17 protein-coding genes and 1 pseudogene are annotated in these 17,033 nt (G+C 72.8%); 6 read left to right on the plus strand and 12 right to left on the minus strand.

The genetic code is table 11. The features are described from left to right. Nucleotides 1–20: 20 nt before the first annotated feature. The 8 genes from AB0D01_RS22050 to AB0D01_RS22085 all read right to left on the minus strand — a co-directional run bounded on the left by AB0D01_RS22050 (nt 21) and on the right by AB0D01_RS22085 (nt 6,674). A complete protein-coding gene (locus AB0D01_RS22050) occupies nt 21–1,223 on the minus strand; it encodes an FAD-dependent oxidoreductase (RefSeq protein WP_363057727.1) in 1,203 nt (400 codons plus the stop codon). Beyond that, nucleotides 1,220–1,648 (minus strand): Tn3 family transposase, encoded by a 429-nt coding sequence (locus AB0D01_RS22055; protein WP_363057729.1) that lies wholly within the window; start codon nt 1,646–1,648, stop codon nt 1,220–1,222. The genes AB0D01_RS22050 and AB0D01_RS22055 overlap by 4 nt, the downstream gene beginning before the upstream one ends. 223 nt (nt 1,649–1,871) lie before the next feature. After that, nucleotides 1,872–2,174, minus strand: coding sequence for a winged helix-turn-helix domain-containing protein (locus tag AB0D01_RS22060; RefSeq protein ID WP_363057731.1), 303 nt, complete (start codon nt 2,172–2,174; stop codon nt 1,872–1,874). A 43-nt stretch (nt 2,175–2,217) separates the two neighbouring features. Continuing rightward, the gene (locus AB0D01_RS22065; RefSeq protein ID WP_363057733.1) at nt 2,218–2,877 is read right to left on the minus strand and encodes a hypothetical protein; all 660 of its coding nucleotides are present in this window, start codon (nt 2,875–2,877) and stop codon (nt 2,218–2,220) included. Between the two features lie 66 nt (nt 2,878–2,943). Continuing rightward, nucleotides 2,944–3,669, minus strand: a complete 726-nt coding sequence (locus AB0D01_RS22070; RefSeq protein ID WP_363057735.1) for a response regulator transcription factor — start codon at nt 3,667–3,669, stop codon at nt 2,944–2,946. After that, a complete protein-coding gene (locus tag AB0D01_RS22075) occupies nt 3,666–4,856 on the minus strand; it encodes a sensor histidine kinase (RefSeq protein ID WP_363057737.1) in 1,191 nt (396 codons plus the stop codon). Before AB0D01_RS22075 ends, AB0D01_RS22070 begins: the two co-directional genes overlap by 4 nt. A 7-nt stretch (nt 4,857–4,863) precedes the next feature. Next, nucleotides 4,864–5,523 (minus strand): DUF998 domain-containing protein, encoded by a 660-nt coding sequence (locus AB0D01_RS22080; RefSeq protein WP_363057739.1) that lies wholly within the window; start codon nt 5,521–5,523, stop codon nt 4,864–4,866. Nucleotides 5,524–6,068: 545 nt separating this feature from the next. Continuing rightward, nucleotides 6,069–6,674, minus strand: coding sequence for a hypothetical protein (locus AB0D01_RS22085; protein WP_363057741.1), 606 nt, complete (start codon nt 6,672–6,674; stop codon nt 6,069–6,071). Nucleotides 6,675–7,159: 485 nt separating this feature from the next. Here AB0D01_RS22085 and AB0D01_RS22090 point away from each other — a divergent pair, with 485 nt between their 5' ends. From AB0D01_RS22090 to AB0D01_RS22105, 4 genes and pseudogenes are all read left to right on the plus strand, one after another. After that, nucleotides 7,160–7,624 (plus strand): DUF6228 family protein, encoded by a 465-nt coding sequence (locus AB0D01_RS22090; protein WP_363057743.1) that lies wholly within the window; start codon nt 7,160–7,162, stop codon nt 7,622–7,624. A gap of 219 nt (nt 7,625–7,843) precedes the next feature. Continuing rightward, nucleotides 7,844–8,095, plus strand: coding sequence for a hypothetical protein (locus AB0D01_RS22095; protein ID WP_363057745.1), 252 nt, complete (start codon nt 7,844–7,846; stop codon nt 8,093–8,095). 124 nt (nt 8,096–8,219) lie between these two features. Next, on the plus strand, nt 8,220–8,345 hold the full coding sequence (locus AB0D01_RS22100; RefSeq protein WP_363057747.1) for a hypothetical protein: 126 nt from the start codon (nt 8,220–8,222) through the stop codon (nt 8,343–8,345). Nucleotides 8,346–8,427: 82 nt separating this feature from the next. Further along, nucleotides 8,428–8,531: pseudogene (locus AB0D01_RS22105) on the plus strand (Mobile element protein); the annotation flags it as partial. A 7-nt stretch (nt 8,532–8,538) separates the two neighbouring features. Here AB0D01_RS22105 and AB0D01_RS22110 read toward each other — a convergent pair. Beyond that, nucleotides 8,539–9,051 carry a DinB family protein gene (locus AB0D01_RS22110; protein ID WP_363057749.1) on the minus strand — a complete coding sequence of 171 codons (513 nt, stop codon included), beginning with the start codon at nt 9,049–9,051 and terminating at the stop codon, nt 8,539–8,541. Between the two features lie 240 nt (nt 9,052–9,291). Beyond that, nucleotides 9,292–10,176 (minus strand): DUF2268 domain-containing putative Zn-dependent protease, encoded by an 885-nt coding sequence (locus AB0D01_RS22115; protein ID WP_363057751.1) that lies wholly within the window; start codon nt 10,174–10,176, stop codon nt 9,292–9,294. A gap of 437 nt (nt 10,177–10,613) precedes the next feature. Between AB0D01_RS22115 and AB0D01_RS22120 the strand changes: the two genes are divergently transcribed. Continuing rightward, nucleotides 10,614–11,558 carry a pyridoxamine 5'-phosphate oxidase family protein gene (locus tag AB0D01_RS22120; protein WP_363057753.1) on the plus strand — a complete coding sequence of 315 codons (945 nt, stop codon included), beginning with the start codon at nt 10,614–10,616 and terminating at the stop codon, nt 11,556–11,558. A 227-nt stretch (nt 11,559–11,785) separates the two neighbouring features. Next, a complete protein-coding gene (locus AB0D01_RS22125) occupies nt 11,786–15,169 on the plus strand; it encodes a BTAD domain-containing putative transcriptional regulator (protein WP_363057755.1) in 3,384 nt (1,127 codons plus the stop codon). A 6-nt stretch (nt 15,170–15,175) separates the two neighbouring features. On the opposite strand, the gene AB0D01_RS22130 is transcribed toward AB0D01_RS22125, so the two are convergent. Both AB0D01_RS22130 and AB0D01_RS22135 read right to left on the minus strand, forming a co-directional pair. Further along, nucleotides 15,176–16,090 (minus strand): TIGR03619 family F420-dependent LLM class oxidoreductase, encoded by a 915-nt coding sequence (locus AB0D01_RS22130; RefSeq protein WP_363057757.1) that lies wholly within the window; start codon nt 16,088–16,090, stop codon nt 15,176–15,178. Nucleotides 16,091–16,236: 146 nt separating this feature from the next. Continuing rightward, a complete protein-coding gene (locus AB0D01_RS22135; RefSeq protein ID WP_363057759.1) occupies nt 16,237–16,920 on the minus strand; it encodes a hemerythrin domain-containing protein in 684 nt (227 codons plus the stop codon). Nucleotides 16,921–17,033 lie beyond the last annotated feature (113 nt).

Consider the following 17,033-nt stretch of genomic DNA (forward strand, 5'->3'; position numbering starts at 1 on the left):
CAGTGAGGTGGAGGGCGCGGCTACACGATCGCCTTCGCGGCGGGCGACGCCTCCGGCACGGCGGCCAGGTGGTGCTTGCGCTTGGGCAGGCCGAAGGTCGGGTGCTCGGTGGCCCACAGGGACATCCTGACGATGCCCGCCTTGATCCGTGCGGCCTTCCGGCCACCCGTGTACTTGGGCTTCGCCTGCCCCTGGTCGTCGACCATCTGCAGGATTCCGTCCCGCCGCCCGAGGCTGATGTGGTTGCCGACGTACTCCAGCTTGGTGTTGGTGATCTCGCGCCCGGTCAGGCGTCCCACGATCGCGTCCGTGGCCTGACGGCCGGTGTAGCCGGCCGAGGCGCAGGACATCGGCAGCGGCCGGCCGTTGTCGCCGATGGCGTAGGTGCTGTCGCCGGCGGCGTAGACGTTCGGGTGCGAGACGGACCGCATGGTGCGGTCGACGACGATCCGGCCGTCCTCGGTGACCTCCAGCCCGCTCGCGGCGGCGATGGAGCTGACGGCGAACCCGGCCGTCCATACGGTTGCGTCGGAGGCCAGGGCGGTGCCGTCGGCGCACAGCACCCGCGTTGTTTCGACGGCTTCGACGCTGGTGTGTTCCAAGATGGTGATGCGCAGCCGGTCGCAGGTCCGGCGCAGGTGGCTGCGGGCTCCGGCGGAGAGCGGGGCGCCCAGCTCGCCGCGTGCGACCAGCGTCACCGACAGGCCGGGTCGGGATTCGGCGATCTCGGTGGCGGTCTCGATGCCGGTCAGCCCGTCGCCGACGACCAGGACGCTCCCGCCTGCGTCCCGCCTGCTCAGGCTGTCCAGGCGCTCGCGCAGGCGCAGCGCGGAGGGCCGGGTGGCGACGTCGAAGGCGTGCTCGGCCACGCCGGGGACGCTGTGGGCACCGCCGTGGCTGCCGAGCGCGTAGAGGAGCGTGTCGTAGCCGAGCTCGCCGCCGCCGTCGGCATCGGCCACGGCGACGACCTGGCGCTCGGGGTCGACGGTGGTGACACGGGCCCGGCGCAGCCGTACCGCCGTGCCCGCGAAGACGTCGGCGAGCTGCGGGGCCTCGATCTCCTGGCCGGCCGCGAGCTGGTGCAGCCGCAACCGCTGGACGAAGTCGGGCTCGGCGTTGACCACGGTGATCTCGGTGTCCGCCGGCGACAGCCGACGGGCCAGGGTCCCGGCCACGTAGGCCCCGGCGTACCCGGCGCCGAGGACGACGATGCGGTGCTTCATGTCTCGCTCCTGTCGATTCGCTTGCCTTCGGTGACTTGAGCGGGACAGCGACCCGATTCCTGACAGGAACTGGATGTGACGTGGGTCACGGAGCGGTGGTGAGCGCTGTGAGGCCGGTTCGCGGGGCCGGCCGCGCGGTCGACGAAGCCCGAAAATCCCTCAGCGTGTCTGGGTGCGTGATCGGCCGGCGGCGTCGGCAGATGTGCGGGGGCGCGGCACGACGACAACCGGCCCCAGGTCGATCCGGGCGTCCATGTCCAGGCTGAAGGTCCGTACGGTTTGACGTTGGACCAGAACAGCGCAGTCAGGCCGCGTCGATCCTCGTCGCTGAGCTTCTTCGACCAGGCTGGTTCGGCCAGGACCTGCTGCACCAGCAGAGTGTTGACGTGCACGAGCGCGGACTGGAGCAGGTGCAGGGCGAGCATCGCCTGCTGGGGACGCTCTGCGGAGGCCGCCCATCGTCGGTTCGGCGGAGAACTGATCCTGCGACACGGCAGTCAAGTGCGAGGGTGGCTCGACCTCCCGCTCGATGACGCCAAGAAGCTCGGCGACGCCCTCAACGACTGGAAAGGCGACGAACAGGGCCGGGGCGTCATGTCGCATTCGATGAGCCTGATTCGTCGAGGAACACGATCCAGGCACGTGTGTTCACGGCCCCTTTTTGATGCGCGGCCACTCATACGCGATCCAGCGGGCGATCTCCGACTCGGCCCGCTCGACCGCCCACCGCTCGGGCCGTTGCAGGCTCCATCCGAGCCGGCCGGTCAGCAGTCGCCACACCGACGCCCGCGAGAGGGACACCCCCGTCACACGCTCGACGACCACACCGACCCGTTCCAACGTCCACAGATCGGCCTCGAAGCCGTGGGCCTGGGCACCCCGCTCCAGCGCGGCCCGCACCTCTTCCACCCGGAAGGTGTGGACGATGGTGGAGACGACACGACGGAACACTCTCACCCATCCACCCACCACACCCACCGAGCTCACGAAAAGATCAGTAAGGAGTGAGGAGGTGGACGGCGGGGAGATTCCCGGCCTGTGCGGCATCCTGGTCGATGCTCAGCCCCGTGTACGCGCCCAGCGCGGTGAACACCAAGGTGGGCAGGCGCGCGCCGTGCTGTTCGTAGTAGGCGGTCACCTCGTCGGCGGTGGCGTCGGGGATGGAGGGGAAGACGGCACCGGCGGCGGTGAGCGCCGCGTCCAGCGCCGATTCGTGGCCGGTGGTGGTGCCGAACTCGGCGCGCCGTATCACCTCGTCGCCTTCGACGTGCAGGATCGCGGCGGGCGGGCTGTACAGGTTCCGGCTGGCGCAAAGGATCTCTTCGCCCGGGCCGGGCCGCATCGAGGGGACACGGCGGAAGCCGGTTGCCCAGGTCGCGGCGTGGTCGTTCTCCAGCACGTACGTCCACTCGCCCTCGCTGCCGTACATCGCGTAGGCGTAGCGGGTGGGGTCGTGGCCGGGCGGGGTGGGCCGGCTGCGCAGTTCGGCCAGCGGGGTGCGGGCGGCGAGCTGATCGAGGTCGGCCCCGAGGTTGATGAGGAACTCGTCAGGGTCGATGCCTCGGGCAAGGGTGAGGGAGATGCCGCCGCGCATTCCGGGGACGGGCGTGACGGTGTGGGCGTGGGCGCCCATCCAGGTGAGGCCGTTGGTCATGAAGGAAGTCCGTTCGCAGGTGGGGTGGGGTCGAGCAGCCAGAACCTGAGAACGGACAGCGGAGGTTCACCACTCGGGGAGGCGCTGCGGTTTGGTCCTGTTCGATGGTCCCTGCTCCGGGCGTCGCTGTTCGCCGGCGAGGACCAGACCCGTCTCGTAGGCAAGGATGACCAGTTGGGCGCGATCGCGGACGCCGAGCTTGGCGATCGCGCGGGTGACGTGGGTCTTGGCGGTGAGCGGGCTGATGAAGAGTTGCGAAGCGATCTGGTCGTTGGACAGGCCGGTCGCGATCAGGCGGGTCACTTCGAGTTCCCGCGCGGTGAGCACGGTGAGCCGTTCGGCGGTGTCGGTGGGGGTCACGGGGCGGTGCGCGAACTGCTCGATCACCCGTCTGGTCGCGCCCGGTGACAGCAGGGCGTCGCCGACCGCCACCGCCCTGACGGCCTGGCGCAGTTCGTCGGGTTCGGTCTCCTTCGTGAGGAAGCCGCTCGCGCCCGCACGCAGAGCCGCGAAGACGTACTCGTCGGTCTCGAAGGTGGTGAGGACGATGACGCGACAGTCCGCCAGTGCGGGGTCCTCGACGATCGTCCGGGTCGCGGTGAGGCCGTCCATGCCGGGCATGCGGATGTCCATGAGGACGACGTCGGGGCGCACCGCGCGGGCCGCACGGACCGCCTCGTCACCCGTGCCCGCCTCGCCGACGACCCGGATGTCCTCGGCACGGGCGAGGAGGCTGCTGAATCCCGCCCGTACCAGGGCCTGGTCGTCGGCGAGGAGCACCTTGATCGTCATGTGCGGAAGCCTGGCACAGGTATGGCGGCTCGCACGAGCCATCCGTCGCCCTTTCCACGCGGTCCGGCGGAGAAGTCTCCGCCGAGCGCCCGGACCCGCTCGTCCATCCCTCTCATCCCGTGCCCGGCCGTCCTCCCCGGTGGCTTCGCCGGTGTCCGGCCGTCGTCGGTGACGCTCACCTCCATCCGTCCGCCGCCGCATCGGAGGGTGACCTGTGCCTGTGACGCCCGTGCGTGGCGGACTGTGTTGGTCAGGGCCTCCTGGACGATCCGATGGACGGCGAGGGAGACCGGTGCGGGGAGGGCCGCGAGGTCGCCTGTGGTCTCCAACCGGATCTCCAGCTCCGGCGACCGCATGCGTTCGACGAGCGCCGCGATCTCGAAGACCCCGGCCGCGGGGCCTCGCGCGACCTCTTCCGGCGCGCGTAGCACGTGGACGAGGGATCGGAGGTCCCGGAGGGCCTCGGTGCGGACCTGCTGCGCGGTGGTGAGGGCCTTGCGCGCCTCTTCAGGGGAATCGCCCAGGGCCTCGCCGGCGACCCGGAGTTGGAGGCCCACGACGGTGAGGGTGTGCCCGACGACGTCGTGCAGTTCCCGGGCGATGTCCAGACGGGCCTCCGCGATCCGCCGGTCGGCCTCCAGACTCCGTTCCCGATCGGCCCGCAGCAGGCGCTCGTCGAGTTCCGCGCGCCAGCGGAGCCGGTTGCGGTAGGCGGTGGCGGCGGCGAGGATCACCGCGAGCCAGAGGGCCTCGGTGCCCAGGGAGCCGAGGGCCTCGCGCGGGGTGGCTCCACCCGCGCTCGTCTCCCAGGCCCCGGCGAAGGCCAGTTCGGTCAAGCCCACCCCGACCGCCCACGGCAGGCCGGGCCGGCCGGGCCGGTCGTCCGCGGCAAGAGCGGCGTACGCGGCGGAGAGCGGCCACACCCAGCCCACGTCGGTGAGTCCGGCTGTGCGGAACGCGACGACGGCCTGCACGCTGAGCAGCAGCACGGTGAGCGGCCACCGGCGGCGCAGCAGGAGCAGCGCGCCCAGCCACAGGGCGAGCGGCAGGGTACCCTCGGCGTCCAGCCGACCGTCGAGCCGGACAGTGACGGCCAGGACGGCGACGACGGTTCCGGCCGCGAGGAGCCCGTCGACGAGCCGGCCCGTGCGGGGGACGGCGAGAGCGCGTTCAGCGGGTTGGTCCATGCGCCGATCATGCACGACGGTGCCCATGGTCATGGCGGGTGCCCGCCACGCACAGTGCGAGCGCGAGCCACGTGAAGTCCACGGCGAGCAGCAGACGTTCGGCGATGCCGATGAGTGTGGGTGCGCCGCCCAGCCCGAGCGAGGGGCCGCCGCCCATCACGTCGACGAGGAAGACCGCGAACGCGACCGTGGTCGTGACCGTGGCGACGGTCAGGGTGTTCAGGACCGTTCCGAGGCCGGGCCGCCGGGCCGCGAGCGTCCCGCGGAGCAGCACGGCGGCGGTCGGCAAGGCCGCGAAGGCCAGGAAGGCGGCATTGCCGTGGACGAGTTCGGAAAGGGAAGGACGGCTCCGGTTGCCGGGCGGGTCCGCCGGGAAGAGGGCCGCGACCAGGACCCCCGCCGTCCACACCGCGAGCGCGGCCCGACCCGCCCGCCGCGTCCCGGCTCCCAGGCGTACCACGAGGACGGCGGAGGCGGCTGCGACGGCCAGCAGCGCCGCCGGGAGCAGCCAGCCGGCTGTGCCGTGTACGTATCGGCTGAGGGTCTCGCTCACCAGGTCGTACTCCGGGTTGAGCGTCTCCACCGCGGCCATCGCCAGGACCCCGAAGCCGATCAGGGTGAGCGGTGCGCGGGCCCCTGTTGCCGGGGCCGTGTTCGTCGGCGCCATGTCGTCCTCCTCAGTGTCGTTCCCGTGATGCAGAACCTACGGAGGGGCGGGGGCGGCCGCGTCGTCCCGATGCGGACACCCTGTCGTACACCGGCCGGTGTCGTCGCCCGGCCCGGCTGCACCGTTCGGTGTACACGCCGGGACAGCCGGCCCCGTGATCAGACCGTCGACGGTGAAAAGCGGCCGCCGTCGTTCATCACGAACACGGCCGCGGCGACGTCAACGGCCGCCGGCGCTACGCCGACACGGCGGCGACCCGGGCCCGGATGGCAGCGGCCGCAGCACGGGCCCGTGCTGGAGTTGCGGGACGGTGCGGCCGATGGGGCGGAAGGTGTCCGGTGGGGTCGTGGCGGCCGGGGATGGGAGGTGGGGGCGGTTTGGAGACCGTTCGGCGAGTTGGCGGTGGTAGATGGGGGTGCGGGCGATGCTGGCGCGGGCCGGGAAGTGGTCGCCGCCGGCGGAGCGGGTGGGCTCGACAGCGGCGCGCCCGGGTTGTGGTCGCGCCGCTGTCGGGTTGTGGTCAGTCCTCGGGGGAGCTCCGGGGGTCAGTGGAGCTTGTTGACGGCGGTCTTCGTCGTGGTGCGGAAGGCGGTCAGCGGGGCGTCCTTGAGGTCGCCCATCTGGCCCCAGCGGACGAGGGTGACGGTGCGGCCGTCGCGGCCGACGGAGAACAGGTGGATGTCGGAGGTGCCGATCTGCGGGTCGGCGGTGTCCAGGCTGTAGACCCAGGCGCCCTCCTCGACGGCGAGCTTGCCGTGGGAGGCGCTGACGGCCTGCAGGCCCGGGTTCTGCCGCTCCAGCAGGGGGCCGCAGCCGGCGAGGGCGGTGCGGAGGGTGTCGACCAGCTTCACGGCGTCGGCCTCGGTACGGGCCACGGTGGTGACCTGGACGCCGTTGGTGTCGAGCTCGGTGTTGAACTCGCGGTAGCGGGTGTTCTGCGCCGGGATCTTGTACGGGGCGCAGAGGACGCCACCGTTCTCCGGGACACCGGTGAACACCTGGGTGGCGGTCCACGACGTCGACGCCGGCGGCATCTGGGAGGCGGCGAGGAAGGCGGGCTGGCCAGCCGCCTGCGCCGGGGCCGTGGCCAGGGCCGCGAGGCCCAGTGCGGCAGCGGCAGCGGCGGCGAATGCGGTGCGGAGCTTGTTCATGGTGGTGAATCCCCCGTCGGGTCGTTCGTTCGGTCAGTGCCCAACCAGCCTGCGGCCGACACCCCCCAGACCGCAACGATCACCCGCCCACCAGCCGTCCCGGAACCATTCCACCCCCACTGACCTGCAAGAACGTGAAGGATGGAACGCGGGGTCGAAGGGGGTGGAATGACGAAGGACGCCGCCGTCGAGGAGTTCGCGGAGCTCGTGCGCACGCCGAAGGCGCGGAACGGGAGGAGTTACGAGGCGCCCGGCCGGCAACTGAGCGTCAACGCGTCCACTCACCGCTACCGCTCGAGCACGGCCGTCGCCGTCGGGCAGCAGCGACAACCGTTCCGCCGCTGGACCCCAAACTCGTCGCCGCAGCCCTCGGCATGGATCCCGAGGGCGTCATGATCTACCTCGCCGATCACGTCGATGCAGGACGCCTCCCCGACGCGTAATCTCCGCGACGGGTGGTACCTCCGTGATCTACCGTTCGACCGATGAGTTCCCACGACACCGGCCTCGACACGCCGACCGCCGTGACCGTCCGTTGCCAGAACAACCGCTCCGTCAGCGTGCGGCTCTGCGACTCCTCCCGGCCCGACGAGGACCGCGTGCAGTACGCGGTCGAAGCGGCCGCGCCGGGGCTGACCATGCGCGTTGACGAGGTGGTCTCCTGGAACTGGGGCGCGGACCTGGCGCCCTTCCTGGAGGGACTGGCGGTCGACTTCCGCGGCTGGGAGGGGCAGCGGGTCTGGCAGACCGACGACCGGGATCTCACCGTCAGCGCGGTGTTCCGCTCCGGTGGTCACGTCGGGCCGACCTGGACTCTTCGCCCTTGGAGAAGGGCTGCCGGTGGTTGGGAGGCATCCGTCACGACCTGGCTCGACGCCGGCGAGCAGATCTCTGCTCTCGCGGTCGATGTCCGGCGCTTCCTCACCCAGCAGGACGGTGGCCGTGGCTGACCTGCGGCTCGTCTGGACTCTCAACGGACACGGGTGGGCGGACTGCCGTATCGCTGACGGGCACGCCGATGCCGAGGTCACGGCGTCGTACATCACCAGCGCCCCGAGGATCTCCTGGCGGCGATCGCCCGGCTGGTCAGCGGTGAAGCCGAGACGCGTGCCCAGTTCGAGGCAGAGCCCACCGCTTTCCGATGGATCTTCTACCGCGCGGGCGATGACGTGTGGATCCGCCTCCTTCAACTACCGGACGACGCCAAGCACGACAACGCCGGCACCGAGATCTGGTCGACCCAGCAGAGCGTCGACGCCGTGGCACGAGCGGTGATCCGCTGCTTCGACGAAGTCGCCACGAAGTACGACGAGAGCGGATATCGCGGCAAGTGGGGCGACCACTTCCCCCGCACCGAGCTCGAAGCCCTCAGGTCGCTCTGGCGCACGCACCGGTCCGACCCGGCGGCCTGCCCCCGATGATCAATGATCTTCCCGCCGGCCTGAGTGCCCGTCACCTCGCTCATGAAGAGCACCTCCGTGTCCTTGGCGTACTGGACACGGGTGGGGCGGCCTGAAGGGAGCCGGCGGAGCGACGGAACGCGCTTTGCTCCTGCACCGACTCGGCTTCACGGCCTCGATGGTGAAACCGGACTACGACGGCCCCGGACTCCACCGAGTGGCCTTCACCATCGACCTCACGGCGAGAACAGGCTCGGGCCGGCACGCGTGATGCTGACCGCGTTCCTCTGCTACGTCGGTTGCGGTGTGCCCCTTTCCTCGCCCGGCCGGAACCGGTGTGGCTGGGTGTGCTCCACAAGGAGCAGGGCAGCATGATCCGCCGCTACACCATCTGGCGAAACCGCCACCCCGACGACCGGCGCCTACGGCCGTCGTCGATAGGGCGAATGCTGCCTGACCCGGCGCTACACGCCGGTGGTGCCATCGATGCGTTCCCGGACCAGGTCCGCGTGCCCGTTGTGGCGGGCGTACTCCTCGATCATGTGGACATAGATCCAGCGGAGGCTGACGTCCTGCTCCATGAAGCGGCCCGTATCGGTCAGAGCACGGCCGGCGCAGTGCTCGCGGGCGCGGGCGATCTCCGCGTGCCAGGTGGCGAGAGCGTCGCTCAGGGCGGCGCCCGCAGCAAGGTCGAAGCCGCCGTCGGGGCCGTCCGGGTCGGCCTGCGGGTCGTAGATGGGCGGGGTCTGCTCTCCGGCGAGCACGCGGCGGAACCAGTTCCGCTCCACCTCTGCCATGTGCTGGACCAGGCCCGTCAGAGTGAAGCCAGACGGCGGCACGGACGCAACGGCGGCCTGCTCATCGTCCAGACCCTCGCACTTCATGGCCAGTGTGGTGCGGTGAAAGTCAAGCCAACTTTCAAGCGTCGTGCGCTCGTCGGCGTTCAGGGGCGGCATGGGGCGATCGATGGCGCTCATCGGTCGATTATCGCCAGCGGCCGAAGCCGTCGACAGGCGGGGTCGGGCGCTCGTCCTCGGGTGGGTCTGTCGATCGAACGGCCCTGTCTCACACGGTCACCATGCCTGTTGACGGTGCGCGTTCGGGAACAGACCCACCGCAGGGTGCAGCCCGGGACACGGCATCCTCTGGGACGGCATACCCAGACCCATCGCGGCCTGACCGCTCAACCCTGCGAACCTTTCCGGTCGCAGCACCCGTCACGCGCTGCTCGGTATGCCCGCGTTCGCGAGGATGTCGCGCGCGGGCAGTGTCGTGCTCTGGGCGGCGGTCAGGCCGGAGGCCGCCAGGTGGGCGTCCACGATGCGTAGGCCGGCCGCGTATCCGGCGAAGTCGGGCAGTCCGACGGGCCGGTGCCCCATGTGCCGGGCGGTGGCATCGCCGTACACGTAGGCGGGCAGGTTCCGCATTCCCGCCACGTCGATGCCCGCGACGACCTTCGCGTAGGCGTCGTCGAGTTCCGGGCCGGACAGTGCCGTCGCCCAGGGGCCCATGGCCCGCTCGCCCGCCAGTTCCCGTACGAACGCCTCGGCGAGCCCCTCGGCCACGACCTGTTCGCCGACCGTGACCGTCGTCGGATTCCAGACCACGTTGGCGTAGCGCAGATTGTGGTGGAGTTCGTGAGCGGCGACGTACCCGATCTTCGCCATGCTGGTCTCGGTCGGCCACATCGTCAGCTGGATGGCCCCGGGGATACCGCCCATGCCGAGGTAGCCGGCGTTGCGGACCGTCAGCAGGTCGTCGTCGGGGTCGCCGAGCACCAGCACGACGTGCACGGTGTCGGCGTACGCGGCTTCGGGCACCGCGCCGCTCAGGCGCTCCCACGCCGCGGCGAGGCAGTCCTCGATCCGACCCCACACCCCCGCTTCCCGCATCCGCCGCAAGGCGGCCAGGTGGCGCGGGTCCTCGCGATCGATCCGAAAGCCGCTGCCCATCTGGTGCATCCGAACGACGTCGATGCCGATCGGGGACATCACGCCGTCCAGGGGACCGAGCATGTCCCGCAGGGCGTCGGGCCGCTCCTCGAGCGGGCGCCGCAGGAGGTCGAGCATGGCGGAGGCCGTGTCGTGAACGATGATCTTCATGACCCGGACCGTACGACCTCACGCCACGTGAGGAGCAAGCCCCACAACCGGTCATCGGCCGACCGAAGGCACCGTCCGCACCCGGCCTGTGCCGGCCTCCGGCTCATCCCGTGTTCCCCCGGACGACGAATGACCGTGTCCATGATTCCAGCGTGAGTCGACGGACAATCCGACGGCCGCCCCATCGCCACACGGCTGACGCCGCGCGAGGCCTCGTCCAACCGACCGGTGACGCGGCCGGGGCTTCGACCTGACGCCCGCGCGCCGACGCCGGACAGCGGCGCGGGGACGGCAAGTCGGCGGCAAGTGGCCGCCAAGGGGATGCGGGGACCGTTGCGCATACGTTGTCGACAAGCGATCCAGGAGTGTCCGGACGTGTCTCCCAGCTGTACTCCCCCGAGCCCCCTCACCCCGAGCGCCCCCGCCGGAGCAGCGCGATGACGGTACTCGGCTCCGCTCCCCACGACGTCCTGGACGCCTACCGGACCTGCGAGTTCGTCACCCTGGGCAAGGACGGGACCCCGCTGGCCTGGCCCACGGCCGTCGAACGCCGCGACGACGGAACCCTGTTCCTCACCACCTCGATCGCGTTCGCACAGAAGGCGCTGAACGTCCGCCGCGATGGCCGGGTCGCGCTGCTCTTCTCGGACCCGACCGGAAGCGGCCTCGACTCCGCCCCGCAGATCTTCGTGGGCGGTCGCGCGCAGTGCCCCGACACGGTGATGGCGGGTCCGCGCGGGGCCGAGGAGTACTGGCGCAGGCTCTTCGAGCGGCAGCCGCACAGCCGCGCGTACCTGACGCGGCCCATGAGGCCGGTGATGTCCTGGTACTACCTGCGCCTCCTGATCACCGTCGAACCCGAACGGGTGCTCGTCCGGCCTCCCCTGGCCGAGCTGCCGGACCTTCCGGTGCCGGCCGTGCCCGCCGGGGCGGCGGCCCTGCCCGGGGCCCCTCAGCTGACGGGCCTGCCCACCGCCGTCCTGGCCGCCCTCGACGCCTCGGGCGCGCCGCAGCTCGCCCGTACCCGACCGCGGCCGACGGCGGCGGGCTACCTGGTCGAGGTGCCCGCGGACTGCCCCGTCGAGCCGGGGCCGGCCGGCCTGCTGGTGCACCGGCACGACGAACGGCTCGACCGCATGTACAACGCGCTCGTACGCGGCGAGCTGCGCCGCAGCGCGGCCGGCTGGGTGGTGGTGCCGTCCACGGTGGTCGAACCCATGGGCTCGGGGCGCGCGAGCGACGCCCTGCGGGTCCTGCGCCACACGCGGCGATCCACCGACCGGTACCTCGCGCGGCGCGGCCTGCGCCGGCCGAAGGTGCAGTGGGACCGGTTCGCCGCCCTCGCGGAACAGGGCAGGGAGCGGGAACGGGAACGGCGCTGAGCCGAGCGTGCCGAACCGTCACCCCGCCCGGAAGGAACCCGTGTGCGTACCCTGATCGGCTTCGCCGCCGCAGTCCTCGCCTCGCTTCGGCATCCCCCGCCCGCTCCCCCTCCGCCGGCCGGCGCGCCCGCCGGTCGGGTCCGCCGGCCGGCGGTGACGGGGGCGCCGCACCACTGATCCGGTCCCGGGGACCTCCTGCCCCTCCTTCCCCCTACGATGTTCTTGTCATGATCACAATGAAGGTGCTCGGGCCGTTCCGGGCCGAGGTCGACGGCCACCCCGTCGACGCGCGCGGCCGGCTCGGACGGATGGTCCTCGTCCAGCTGCTGCTCGCCCGCGGTGCGGTCGTATCCACGGAGCAGATCATCGAGCGGCTCTGGCCGACGCGCGTCCCGCCGAGCGCGCAGACCTCGCTGCACGCGTACGTCGCCCGGCTGCGGCGCGCCCTCGAACCGGAACGGGCGCCTCGGGCGCCCGCGCGGATCCTGGTCAGCGCCCCCTACGGCTACTCCCTCGTCCTGGACCGGACGGCGGTGGACGCCTGGGTGTTCGAGGACCGGGTGGCGGCCGGCCCGGCGGCGGATGCGCCCCCGCACCTCGTCACCGAGCACCTGACCCGGACCCTGGCGACGTGGAGCGGACGGCCGTACGCCGAGTTCGCCGACGAACCGTGGACCGCGGCCGAACGCACCCGTCTGGAGGAGCTGCGGCGCGGCGCCAGGGAACGGCTGGCGGCGGCGCGGCTGGCCGGCGGGCAGGGCGCCCAGGCCGTCGCCGAGGCCGAGGTCTTGACGGCGGAGCAGCCGCTCCACGAGGAGGGCTGGCGGCTGCTGGCCCTGGGACTGTGGGCCCGCGACCGTCAGGGGGACGCCCTGGCCGCGCTGCGCCGGGCGCGGCAGGTCCTCGACGAGGAGCTCGGAGTCGGGCCCGGACCCGCCCTGTTGGAGCTTGAGGACGCCCTGCTGCACCAGCGCGTCGAGTTCCTCCACCGGGCGGCGCCGGCCCCCGCGCCGGCCCCCGTCCTGCGGGCCGAGGAGCCGGCGGCCGTGGCCGCCGTACCCGCCCGCCCGGCCGCGCCGACGGTCTTCAGCGCCGACAAGCTCCTGGCCCGCGACGCGGAGCTGCTCCACCTCGCCTCCGCGGCCGACCGGGCGCGCACCGGCGGGGCGCGGGTGGTCCTCGTCTCCGGGGAGGCGGGCATCGGGAAGTCGAGCCTCCTGGAAGCCGCCCTGCGGCAACTCCCGGGGCAGGGCTGGCTGGTCGCCTCCGGGCAATGCCCCGAGACCGAGGGCGCCCCGCCCGGCCGGGCCTGGTTCGACATGCTGCCCGGCCTCGCGCGGGCCGCGCCGCCGGGAGCGTACGCCGACGAACTCGCCCCCCTCCTGGAACCGGGCACCGCGAGTGACCCGGGGCAGGCGGACGGCAGCCCCGCGCGGCGCTTCCGCCTGCACAGCGCGCTGCTCGGCTGGCTCCGCGACACCGCCCTGCGGCAGCCGCTGGCGCTGGTCCTGGACGACCTGCACCGGGGTGACCAGGAGAGCGTCGAGCTGTTCCTGCTCTGTGCCGAACGGCTGCGCGACGTACCGCTGCTCCTGGTGGGCTCGTACCGCACCGGCGAGGGCGACCTGACCGGGGCGCTGGCACGCCTGGCCGCCCTCTCCCCCGTACGGCTGGCCCTCGGCGGGCTCCCGGACGCCGAGGCGAAGGCGCTGATGCGCCGCGTCGCGGCCGGCATGAGCGACCGGGCAGCGACCGCTCTGGCCGAGCGGGCCGGGGGCAACCCCTTCTACCTGCGCGAGAGTTCCCTGCTGCTGGCCGGCGAGGGCGAACAACAGGCGCTGGCCCGCATTCCGCAGGGGGTCCAGGACGTGCTGCGGCGCCGGCTGGCCCTGCTCGCGCCGACCGCCACGGCCGGACTGCGCCTGGCCGCCGTGGCCGGACGCGAAGCACCGGTCGCGCTCCTGGTCCACGCCGCGGACTGCGACGCCGACCAGCTCCTCGACGCCCTGGACGCCGGGGTGTCCGCGGGCCTGCTCACCGAACCCAGGCCGGGAACGGTCCGCTTCAGCCACGCCCTGGTCAGGGACGCGCTGGAGGCCGACCTCACCGGGCTGCGGCTGGCCCGGATGCACTCGCGGCTCGGCCGGAGCCTGATCGCCCTGGGCTCCGACGACGTCGCCGCCACCGCCCACCATTTGCTGCGCGCGGCCGCGGTCGTGACCGCCGACGCCGGTCCCGCCGTACACCACGCCCGGCTCGCGTGCGAGCAGGCCGTACGCCGCTACGCGCCGCAGAACGCCGAGAACCTCCTCGGCACGGCCCTGGGCCTGCTGGCGGCCCACCCGGCCGCCTTCGCCGACCAGGACCCCGCCCGGTTGCGGGTGCTGCTGCTGGGCCAACTGGTGGACTGCCGGATCCGGATGGGCGCCGTCGTACCGGCCCGGGAGGCGCAGCAGGAAGCCGTGCGGGTGGCCCGGGCGGCGGGCCGGGCCGATCTGCTGACGGCCGCGTACACGACCTGGACGGAACCGACACCCTGGCGCGTGCGCGCGTACGCGGAGTGCGACCCCGAGGCCGTCGAGGAGCTCGGCAGGCTGCTGGAGGGCCGTGGAACGGCCGACCGGGAGCGGTGCCTGCTCCTCGACCAGCTCGCCGACGCCCTCGACGACACGGATCCGCGGGCCGTGGTCGTCGCCCGGCAGGCCGTGGAGCTCGCCCGGGCCACCGGTGATCCTCGACTGCGGGGCCTGACCCTCACCTCGCTGATGCGCCGGATCGACTGTGAACTCGCGCCCGGGGCCTACCTGGAGCTCCACGAGGAGCTCACCGAGGTGGCCGACGCCCAGGGCGGCCCCGAGTACTCGTGGATGAGCGCCTACACCGCCGCCCGGATGGCGGCCGCCCGCAACGACCCGGCGGGAATGGAGGAGTGCCTGCTGCGCGCCGACGGGATCGCGCGGACCTATGAACTCCAGGGCGCGTTCGCGGTGGCCCGGCTGCGCCGGCCGATGCTGGCGCTGGCCCGGGGGCGGTTCGAGGAGGCCGAGCGGGAGCTCGGGACGGCGGTGGCGGAACTGCGGGCCCGCGGGGCGGTGGACCTCAGCGGGCTGGCGGGCCTGGCCGTCGGGTGCGTACGGCTGCAGCAGGGACGGCTCGCCGAGGTCCTGCCGGTCCTGCTCGCGGTGTGGGAACAGTACCGGCCGCACAACGAGGCCCTGACCGCGCTGGCGCTGCTCGCCGCCGGCCGGCCGGCGGAGGCCCGGAAGGTCTTCGCCCAGCGGGCCCCGCTGCTGCCCGACTTCGCCTACGGCATCCTGGCCGGCCTGCGCGGCACGGCCGCGATCGCCTTCGGCGACCGGGAGGCGGCCGGTGCAGTTTACCGGGACCTGCTGCCCCTTCGGGAGCTGGCGGGCGGCGCGAGCAGCCTGAGCCTCGTCTTCCGGCCCGTCGCGCAGACCCTCGGGGACCTCGCCGCGTTCCTGGGCCGCCCGGACCGGGCCCGCGACCACTACCGGGAAGCGCTACGGGTGGCCGCCGCGTGGGACTCGGACCACTGGGCGCAGGCCGCCCGCGCCGCCCTGGCCGGGCTGCCTCCGGCTGCGTCCGCGTAGTGCGGGTCAGTGCCCCCTGAGCTCGGCCATGAACTCCGCCGCCAGGTCGAGGAACTCCTCCGGGGAGTCCGTCGTCAGCTGGAGGTCCACCAGCACCTCGTCGGTGTCCGCCGCGCACATCAGCCGCAGGTGGTCGCAGATCTGGCGCACCGTCCCGCGCCGGTGGGTCTCCCCGTCGGGGGCCTTTGCCGGGGTGAGTTCGGCGTTCACCCTGAACACGCGGCGCAGCAGGGCCGGGTCCCGCCCCGCCCGCTCGGCGGCCTCGACGGCCACCGCCCACAGCCCGTGCAGGTACGGCAGCGGCATCGAGGCCGCAAGCCATCCGTCCGCCCGCCGGCCGATCCGCTCCAGGGCGAACGGGGTGAAGCCGCCCAGCAGGAGCGGCGGTCTCGGCGTCTGCGCCGGTTGCGGCAGGACCGTCGACTCGGCGATCGTCCACAGGGGGCCGGTATGCGCGACCGTCCCGGACCGCCAGACGGCCTCCAGGACGTCCAGCGTCTCCTCCAGGCGGGCTCCGCGCCCCCGCCACGGCACGCCGCAGGCCTCGTACTCCTCCCGCATCCAGCCCAGCCCGATGCCCACGTCCAGGCGGCCGCGGCTGATCAGGTCGAGGGTGGTCAGGGACCTGGCGAGCACCAGGGGCGGCTGCCACAGGGCGTTGAGGGTGCTGCTGCCCAGCCGCACCCGCACCGTCGCGGCGGCCGCGACGCCCAGCGCGAGCAGGGGGTCGAGATGGGTGCCGTACCGCAGGGGCATCGGCTTCCCGCCCGCGTACCCGGCGGGCGGGACGAGCGGGGACAGCAGCCGATCGGCCACCCAGAGGCTGTCGCACCCCAGTTCCTCCAGGGCCGTGCACAGGGCGGCGGAGCGGTGGGGGTCGGCGAAGGGGCCGAACTGCGGGACGGAGAATCCTGTGCGCACGGCGGTGGGGGCTCCTCGATCGGTACGGAACGGGTGAGGGGGCGGTGACGTCCGGGCCCGGACACGCCCGGCCCGGGAACATGTCCCGGGCCAGGAACGCGCCCGGCCCGGTAACACGCCCGCGCCGGACGCATCACGGGGCCGCCTCATCCACCCGCCCGCCGACCACGGATCCGAGTGGTCTCACGACGGTAGCGGCGCTGCCCGAGGAGCTTCCACACCACCCGGGCGGGAACCGGCAGCCGGGTGAGGAACTCCTGGCGCTCCTCGGGCGAGGTGTCCTCCAGAATGGCGCCCAGTGCGATCATCAGCCGCTCTTTGGGGGTCTCGGCCAACCCCCGCTCCCCGACGGCCCGCCACCGCTCCTCGTCGACGTACAGCGCCACCAACGGCATGACCTCCCGCTCCTCCTCGTCGAGGTGGGCGCACAGCTGCCGGTGGTGCCTGCGCAGCGCCTCGGCCAGCTCGTCCCGGTCCTCGACCAGGGCCCGCTCCCGCCACCGGTCCATCAGTACCCGCACCTCGTCGATCCCGCCGTCGAGCTCGCGGTGCTGCGCCTCCATCGCGAGTACCTGCTCGGCATCGAGGTCCAGGTGCGGCAGCACCGCGGGCCAGAGCAGCTCGTCCTCTCCGGTGTGGTGGGCGTGCAGCCCTACGGTGTACTGGCGCCAGTGCTCGGCCAGCACCCGTGCGCGCACCGTGTCACCGGGCGGCACGTCCTGGACGAGCTCGCCCAGCAGCCGCGACTCGCGGCGGAACACCCGGTGGATCATCGCCATCTCCCGGGTGTAGGGGTGAACGGCGGCGTCGAAAGCATTGCTCGTGGTCATGCCCACACTCTCCGGAGCCCGGTTGCCGGCCACTTGCCACCGACTTGCACGGCCCACGGGACGGTCGCGCGGTCCGAGGCGTACCCGCCGCCGACCCCTCGGCGTCGACCGCC

The organism is Streptomyces sp. NPDC048606, from assembly GCF_040650855.1.
In the GTDB taxonomy this organism is placed as follows: Bacteria; Actinomycetota; Actinomycetes; order Streptomycetales; family Streptomycetaceae; genus Streptomyces.